Origin of the sequence: Sulfuricurvum sp. (assembly GCF_028712165.1) — a bacterium.
Classification (GTDB): domain Bacteria; phylum Campylobacterota; class Campylobacteria; order Campylobacterales; family Sulfurimonadaceae; genus Sulfuricurvum.
This window is the reverse complement of sequence record NZ_JAQTQR010000098.1, coordinates 1-7,730: the sequence shown is the minus strand read 5'-3', so window position 1 is coordinate 7,730 and position 7,730 is coordinate 1. Positions and strand designations below refer to the sequence as shown.

Sequence of the window (7,730 nt, the reverse complement as noted above, 5' to 3'; positions counted from 1 at the left end):
ATCTGATTGGCTATTCGGGAAATACGGGCTTTACGAGCGGACCGCATCTTCATTTCAGTGTCAGCAAAGTGGATCCGATATCAATGCGACGACCTATGAATTTGCCGATTAAAATGCAAACAGCACAAGGAATTGTAACTTTACCGCACAAAGGTGACCGATATACGGTACAATAATCCTAACATTTTTTAATATGGGGTCTTCAATGTTCAATACCGTAAAATCTAAAATTATTTTTTCCACTTTGCTTTTCAGTTTTATGGGATTGGGGGCGATTTATTGGTACTTGACAACAACGTTTAATGATTTTTCCAATGATACGGCAAAGCGATCTCTAAATATGCTGAGTGAATCGATTTTCCAAACCCTTACGGGGAGTATGCTAGCCGGTGATCCGGCGGTCGTTGCTGAAACGATTGTCAAAGCGCAAAAAATCGACGGTATCTCCTCATTAAAAGTAGAAAAATCTCAAGGCGTTATCGATCTGCTCGCCCCAGAATCTAAATTCACAGATGATCCTTTAATCAAAGAAATTTTTAAAAGTAAAAAACCTCAAGTGATTGAAAACACTGACGGTGTACATACAATTCGTCTTCTGCAGCCGCTGGTTGCTGAGGAGAGATGTTTAGCCTGTCATACCAATATGCAGGTTGGTAACGTGTTGGGTGTTATGGATTTGGTAATCTCGCTCGAAAAAAATGATCTCGAAATCAATAAAACCCAGACAATATTACTAATTGCTTTAAGTGTTGTCGTCATTGTCTTTATAGCAGTTATGAATATTTTCTTCGGACGAGAGGTTTTGACACCTTTAGAGGGATTACGAAGTCGTATAGGTGCTTTGGTGAGTGGGGATAAAGATTTAACAAAGCGTCTTGAAGTCGTCAAAAAAGACGAATTTGCCGATGCTGCGAAAGCAGTCAATAATTTTGTATCTATGGTTCAAGAGACGGTAAATGAAGTAAAAAAATTAGGTCAGCAAAATGCGATGATTGCAACAACGATCACCAATGCAACGCGTACTATTTCCAGCGGAGTAGAACAAGAACGTCAAATCGTTGAAGTGACAACCCAAAAAAGTCATTCTATTAAAGAGATTCTCTCTGCTGCCATTACAGTATCTGAACAAACGCAACGTAATGTTGCGAATGCCAATGGAGAATTATTGACGGCGAAGGATGCGTTGAATAAGCTTGTTCATGAGGTAGAAGGGTACATTGAAACGGAGCATGAGATGGCCTCACAATTAATCTCTTTGCGTAATGATGCGGATCAAGTCAAAAACGTTCTCGGCGTTATAAAAGATATTGCGGATCAAACCAACCTTTTAGCACTAAACGCGGCGATTGAAGCAGCTCGCGCCGGTGAGCACGGACGCGGATTTGCCGTTGTTGCGGATGAGGTACGAAAACTTGCGGAGCGAACCCAAAAAAGTTTGACCGAAATTGAAATCAGTGTCGGGACAATTGTTCAAGCAGTAAATGATGTGAGTGATAGAATGGGTGAAAATGCAGATAATATGAATGAGCTTACGGTCATTTCCAATGAGGTCGAAGAGAAAATCTCCACAACGTCATCTGAAATGGAACGTTCTGTAAGTGTTGCTGAGCGTTCTTATAAAGATTCTGTTGAAGTAGTTGGGCATATCGAATGGATTATTGATAAAATTTCTCAGATCAACGACGTATCCGAATCCAACCGTCGCAGTGTCGAGCAAATTGAGAATGATTCAAAACAATTGTTAAATGTCGCTAACTCGTTGTCTGAGCGTATCAACGAGTTCAAGAGCTGAATATACAAAGCCAGAGAGCATTTTCAGAAGTGGAGATTACTCTGTGCAAAGTATGTTTTGGGAGAAATAGGTAATCCCCTGGACTTATGTTTCGTATTTCATCGGCAATTTCGAGTTGGGCTTCTCCTTCTAAGAGTAAAACCCATTCGTCTTGGTCTTGATCATAGAGCTCTCCCGGTCTTTTCATATTTGAACGGATGGACTCAATTTTCAGTGTTTCATTATGAAAAAGCGTCGAAAATATTTCATAGTTTTCAGTGGGCTTTGTCCCTTTATACAGGTTGTCAATATGGATCAAGAAGCACTCCTAAGTTAACGCATGATATGATTGCGTCATTATAAACCAACAGTAGAGAATTTATGAAAAACATCGTTCTAATCGGTTTTATGGGAGTCGGAAAAGGTTCTGTCGCACGTGAAATAGTGAAACAATCCAGTTTGGTTGCGTTGGATACGGACGATATCATCGAGAGTATGGAGAATCGACGTATCAAAAAAATCTTTGCCGAAGAGGGTGAGGAATATTTTCGTGAATTGGAACGTAAAGTGGCACTTTGGCTTCAAAAAGAGGTAAAAGGGACCCTTATTTCCACGGGAGGGGGCTTTTTTAAAGTCCCTAATTTGAAAAAAATCGGGACAATTGTCTATTTGTCTGCCCCTTTTGATACCATACATAATCGTATATTGGCACATCCGGATGCCGCAAAAAAGCTTCGAAAGCGTCCATTGTTCCAAGATATTGAAAAAGCTAAAAAACTCTATGAGGAGCGCTCGGCTCTTTACAAAAAAGTTGCCGACATTATTATTGATGTCAGTGATAAAGAGCTTGGCGATATTGCTAAAGAGATTTTAAAAAAGGTGAAATAAGATGGTAAAAATAGTTTTGATTCTTCTATTCTCAGCATTTGCGCTGTTTGGCGGAAGTATAAAGTGGGAAAAAGATTACAGCACAGCAATTGCCAAGGCAAAATCGATGAATAAACCATTAATGTTTATTGTTTCTAATCATAATTGCCATTACTGTGTCCAATATGAAGGTACAACCTTGAGAGATTCAAAAGTAGTACAAAAATTGAATAATGATTTTGTCAGCTCCATTGCCTATATTGATGAAAATCCTATTTTCCCGCATCAATTAGAGGTCCCTGGGACACCGGGAACCTGGTTTATTAAACCAAATGGTGAACCGATGTTTGAGCCGATCATGGGAGCTGTAGGAAGTGAAGATTTTCTAAAAGCCCTTAATATTGTTAAAGAAGAATATAAAAAAAGTACGACGCGAAAGTAAAAAAGGATTATTATGACACTTATTCATACTGGTGATGCCAATTTTAAAACAGTATTCAACGAACTCCTTGGTCGCGGCAAGATGGATATGGAACATGTGTCTTCGATCGTAAAGACACTGATTGATGAAATCCGTAGTGATGATGATAGTGCACTGATCCGTCATATAGAGAAATTTGATCGTTGGAACCCCTCTTGCGGTAACGATTTACGCATTGACCCTTTGGATATGAAACGAGCATATGAGGCACTGGAACCGACACTTAAAGCATCATTGCATTTAGCGTACGATCGTATCCGTTCTTACCACGAAAAACAGCTCCCTAAAAGTTGGTTTGATACGGAAGCCAACGGAACTATATTAGGACAAAAAGTGACTCCGGTTGACCGTGCAGGGCTTTATATTCCCGGAGGTAAGGCAGCATATCCCAGTTCGCTTTTGATGAATGTTATTCCAGCTCAGGTTGCGGGCGTTGAACATATCGTCGTTACGACTCCCACTCCGGATAATGAACCGAATGAGCTTTTATTGGCAGCGTGTCATTTATGCGGTGTCACGGAAGTCTTTAAAGTCGGCGGTGCAAGTGCGATTGCGGCAATGGCGTACGGTACTGCAACGATTCCAAAAGTCGATGTTATTACGGGACCTGGAAATATTTTTGTGGCAACGGCCAAAAAAATGGTGTTCGGCGAAGTAAATATCGATATGATCGCAGGACCGAGCGAGATCGGAGTATTGGCGGATGATTCGGCCAATCCGGTGCATATCGCGATTGATCTGCTTTCTCAAGCTGAACATGATGAGATGGCCAGTTCCATATTGATTACACCGTCACAGAAATTTGCTGACGCATGTGCTGTAGAGATCGAAGTATGGTTGAAAAAACTTCCTCGTGAAGTTATCGCCCGTAAATCGATCGAAGAACGTGCCGCAATCATTGTGACAGAAACGATGGAAGAAGCAGTCAACCTCATGAATGAGATAGCCCCTGAACATTTAGAAGTAGCAACCGATAACCCTTTTGCATTACTCCCCTCTATTAAGCATGCCGGAGCTATATTTTTAGGTCACTATACTCCCGAAGCAATCGGGGACTATGTCGCAGGTCCAAATCATACACTACCGACCGGTGGGACTGCACGGTTTTATTCACCTCTAGGTGTTGAAAACTTTATGAAAAAATCTTCTATTATTTCTTTCTCGCGTCAGGCTATCAATGAGATTGGTGAAGCATGTGCATTGATTGCCAATACGGAAGGTTTAGGTGCGCATGAAGCATCTGTCCGCTGCCGTTTAGATAACTAAAATCAATAAAACTTTATATCATATTCAATAAAATTTTCCCATCTCCGGGAAAATCTCCAAATGGTTACAAATATCAAAAAGTTATAGCAAAACAGGGTTCTCTTTTAGTTTCAGTTAAAGCTTATTTGGTTACTATCAACGCAGCAGTAATGCCGTCAAATGCCTATAATCATGGTATCAAATAAAGATTATTCATATCACTTATGTATGAAAATCGAGTAACGTGAGATAGGAATCAAGGAGAAATATATGCAGTTAGGTTTCTTGGTAGACCTTCACCTTTGCATGGGGTGTAAGGGCTGTGAGATTGCGTGTAAAGTGGAAAACGAAGTTCCGCTTAGTACATGGCGTCTTCGCGTAAAATATGTTGATGTGGGGACATTCCCTGAAACGAAGCGAACATTTACTCCGCTTCGCTGTAATCATTGTGCCAATGCACCGTGTGAGCGCATTTGTCCGGTAAGTGCTTTGCACTATATCGAAAACGGTATTGTTAATATTGACAAAGAGCGCTGTATCGGTTGTGCAGGATGTGTTATGGCTTGTCCTTACGGTGCGATCTATATTGATCCGCAAACGCAAACGGCGGATAAATGTACGTATTGTGCCCACCGCATTGCAAGTGCAATGATGCCATCATGTGTTGTAGCATGTCCGGTAGAGGCAAATATTTTCGGTGACTTGGACGATCCGACCTCCAACATCAGTAAATACATTCAACAGCATGAAGGCAACGTACAAGTACGTAAACCGGAAAAAGGGACAGACCCTCACCACTTCTATGTAGGCGGCGGTAACGTGACGTTGAATCCATTGGCTTCTGTGCGCGAAGAGGGACATCAACTCTTTAATAAACTAACTCATCTCCCTGTAGGAGGACATCACTGATGGTACATGAAACATTAGCGGCAACCCATGCGGTTGTAACTCTTGACGTTGCTCTTCCAGGGATCGTGTGGGGTTGGATTATTACAATGAATATGTGGGCGAAAAGTGTTGGAACAGGTATTATTTTCCTCGCATTTTTCTTGTTGAAAAAATATCCGGAGCAAACCGGCTTTATCCGTTTTCCGGTCGTAGTCGTTTCGATTGTATTTATCCATATTTTCTTATTCTTTACAGTCATTGATTTACATCAAATGTTCCGTTTCTGGCACATTTTCGCACATCCTCATTTGACGTCTGCGATTACAATCGGTGCATGGATGGCAACTGGTTTTGTGGGACTTCTTTTTGCAATGGCATATGCTATTTATTTGAAAAAAGACGAAGCAATGTACGACAAGTTCCTCGGATGGGCAGTTGTATTGGGTATTCCGGTTACGCTATATACAGCAGGTTTGATGGCAGAGGCAACAGCTCGTGAATTGTGGCAAATGCCGACTGAATCTGCACAGATGATGTTGGCGGCATTCTTGGCCGGTTCTGCTACAATGATTTTGCTTGGCGGAAACAAATTCTCGGATGCAATCAAAAAAGACCTTGCAATCATTTTAGGTCTAAGTGCTTTCGCCGCATTTATCCTTTACATGTCTGAGTATATTTTCGGTGCTATGAAAGCCGAAGAAGTTGCAGCAACGTTGGCATTTGTCAAAGGCGGCGAATACACTGCAATGTTCTGGATCGGCCAAGTAATGGCATTCTTGGTTCCGATGGCATTAGTATGCTTGAGCTTGAAAAACAAATCTTATTATTTGTTGAAAATCGCAGCCGTATCGGCACTAGTCGGTTTGTGGGTGAGCAAACATGTTTGGCTTGTTATTCCCCAATTGTTAAATATGAGCTAAGAGGTAGATTATGATGTATTTAGAAAGCAGAAGAACATTTTTAAAAGGGACCGCTCTCACTGTAGCCGGTGCCGCGATTGCGAAGGGTGTATTTTCAACCGACGCTGCGGCAGAATCGGTGAAAGCAAGTAAATTTACCAATACACCTGACACTTTGTCATTTTATCCTCCGCTCGATCAGTGGGATAATTTCCAAGAGCTTGACGGTACAGATTGGAAACGCGGCGGTATCAATCGCCATGGTGTACGAAGTGAAGAGAATCCTGACGGTATTTTAGTTCATGATTTTATGGTTATTCCTACTGCATGTTCAAACTGTGAAGCGTCATGCGGATTGACAGCATGGGTTGATAAAAAAACGTTGACGGTACGTAAATATATGGGGAACCCGCTTCATGCAGGATCACGTGGTCGTAACTGTGCAAAAGGGTATGCTACGCAATCGCAAATGTACGATCCCGATCGTATCCCTTTCCCACTAAAACGTGCCCCGGGTTCAAAACGCGGAGAAGGGAAATGGATTCGTACCACTTGGGACGAAGCTATGAGCACTATCGGTAAGAAAATGGGTGATACCATCCGTCACGGTGATGAACTTTCTCGCAAATCAGTTATGTATCATGTCGGTCGCCCGAATGAAAACGGATTTGTGGCTAAAGTTTGGGAAACCTTGGGACTGGATTCTTATAACTCACATACCAATATTTGTTCGGCAAACGGGCGTACACCGGCGATTCATTTTGCAAATGATGACCGTACCAGTCCGGACTGGGGAAATGCAAAACTCATTTTCCTAAACTCATCACATGCTGCGGATGCTGGGCACTATTTCCAGCAAGCGGCAGGATATATTGCCGATGCACGTAAAAAAGGGGCGAAGTTGGTCGTTATGGATCCGCGTCTTTCAAACTCTGCCGGTATTTCAGATTTGTGGTTAGCACCATGGCCTGGAACTGAATCAGCAATTTACCTCTATCTTGCAAATCGTATTTTGCATGAAAACCTAGTAAACAAAGCGTTTGTTAAGCGTTGGTTCAACTGGGATACATTGATGAACGACAGTGAATATCTCAACTTTATGGTAAGTAAAGGATTTATTTCCAAAGCTCCTGAAGGGCGTGATTTTGAAAGCTATCTTGAATTGTTAAAAGAGATGTATTCACCATATACTCTTGAATTTGCAGTAAAAGAGACCCATATTCCTGCCTATAAACTCGAAAAACTTTTTGAGATGTTTATCTGGGCAGAAGATGCGATTTCAACCTATGTCTGGCGTGCAACAGCTGCAGGTAACCGAGGCGGATGGATGACTGGTAAATCAGTCTTCTTTGTAGCAGGATTACGTGGAGCTATTGGAAATGTCGGTGGAACCGGTTGGTATCACTGGCATGATATTTCAGTCGGCGGTAAGGGTGGAAGTGCAACGGTCGGGCAAGGTAAATCCGGTAAAGATGTACCTGCTGTCAAAGCATGGAACGAGCTTACTTGGCCTCCGGAATGGCCTTTATCAACTTATGAAATGTCTTATCTGCTTCCTCATTTGTTAAGTGATAAAGAG

Annotated in this window: 8 protein-coding genes and 1 pseudogene; 8 read left to right on the top strand and 1 reads right to left on the bottom strand. The window is 41.8% G+C overall.

Features of this window, described 5'->3' with window-relative positions; genetic code table 11:
* Positions 1-101, top strand: a pseudogene (locus PHP90_RS14015) (M23 family peptidase); the annotation flags it as partial.
* Between the two features lie 104 nt (positions 102-205).
* On the top strand, positions 206-1,792 hold the full coding sequence (locus PHP90_RS13110; RefSeq protein ID WP_299930827.1) for a methyl-accepting chemotaxis protein: 1,587 nt from the start codon (positions 206-208) through the stop codon (positions 1,790-1,792).
* Here PHP90_RS13110 and PHP90_RS13105 read toward each other — a convergent pair.
* Entirely contained in the window at positions 1,782-2,090 is a 309-nt protein-coding gene (locus tag PHP90_RS13105; RefSeq protein WP_299930825.1) for a cupin domain-containing protein, read from the bottom strand. The genes PHP90_RS13110 and PHP90_RS13105 overlap by 11 nt on opposite strands.
* A 62-nt stretch (positions 2,091-2,152) precedes the next feature.
* On the opposite strand from PHP90_RS13105, the gene PHP90_RS13100 reads away from it, so the two are divergent.
* From PHP90_RS13100 to PHP90_RS13075, 6 genes are all read left to right on the top strand, one after another.
* Positions 2,153-2,659, top strand: coding sequence for a shikimate kinase (locus PHP90_RS13100; protein WP_299930823.1), 507 nt, complete (start codon positions 2,153-2,155; stop codon positions 2,657-2,659).
* Position 2,660: 1 nt separating this feature from the next.
* On the top strand, positions 2,661-3,080 hold the full coding sequence (locus PHP90_RS13095; protein WP_299930821.1) for a DUF255 domain-containing protein: 420 nt from the start codon (positions 2,661-2,663) through the stop codon (positions 3,078-3,080).
* A gap of 12 nt (positions 3,081-3,092) precedes the next feature.
* A complete protein-coding gene (hisD, locus tag PHP90_RS13090; RefSeq protein ID WP_299930818.1) occupies positions 3,093-4,385 on the top strand; it encodes a histidinol dehydrogenase in 1,293 nt (430 codons plus the stop codon).
* A 249-nt stretch (positions 4,386-4,634) separates the two neighbouring features.
* Positions 4,635-5,273, top strand: a complete 639-nt coding sequence (locus PHP90_RS13085) for a 4Fe-4S dicluster domain-containing protein (RefSeq protein ID WP_299930817.1) — start codon at positions 4,635-4,637, stop codon at positions 5,271-5,273.
* Entirely contained in the window at positions 5,273-6,172 is a 900-nt protein-coding gene (nrfD, locus tag PHP90_RS13080) for an NrfD/PsrC family molybdoenzyme membrane anchor subunit (protein ID WP_299930815.1), read from the top strand. The genes PHP90_RS13085 and nrfD overlap by 1 nt, the downstream gene beginning before the upstream one ends.
* A gap of 13 nt (positions 6,173-6,185) precedes the next feature.
* Positions 6,186-7,730, top strand: a 1,545-nt coding sequence (locus PHP90_RS13075; RefSeq protein WP_299930829.1) for a molybdopterin-dependent oxidoreductase, incomplete at its 3' end; no start/stop codon positions are given.

What these genes read in the sequence shown, in the direction of transcription:
- PHP90_RS13085 (WP_299930817.1), top strand. Translation starts at nt 4,635, where the DNA reads ATGCAGTTAGGTTTCTTGGTAGACCTTCACCTTTGCATGGGGTGTAAG.
- nrfD (WP_299930815.1), top strand. Translation starts at nt 5,273, where the DNA reads ATGGTACATGAAACATTAGCGGCAACCCATGCGGTTGTAACTCTTGAC.
- hisD (WP_299930818.1), top strand. Translation starts at nt 3,093, where the DNA reads ATGACACTTATTCATACTGGTGATGCCAATTTTAAAACAGTATTCAAC.
- PHP90_RS13095 (WP_299930821.1), top strand. Translation starts at nt 2,661, where the DNA reads ATGGTAAAAATAGTTTTGATTCTTCTATTCTCAGCATTTGCGCTGTTT.
- PHP90_RS13110 (WP_299930827.1), top strand. Translation starts at nt 206, where the DNA reads ATGTTCAATACCGTAAAATCTAAAATTATTTTTTCCACTTTGCTTTTC.
- PHP90_RS13100 (WP_299930823.1), top strand. Translation starts at nt 2,153, where the DNA reads ATGAAAAACATCGTTCTAATCGGTTTTATGGGAGTCGGAAAAGGTTCT.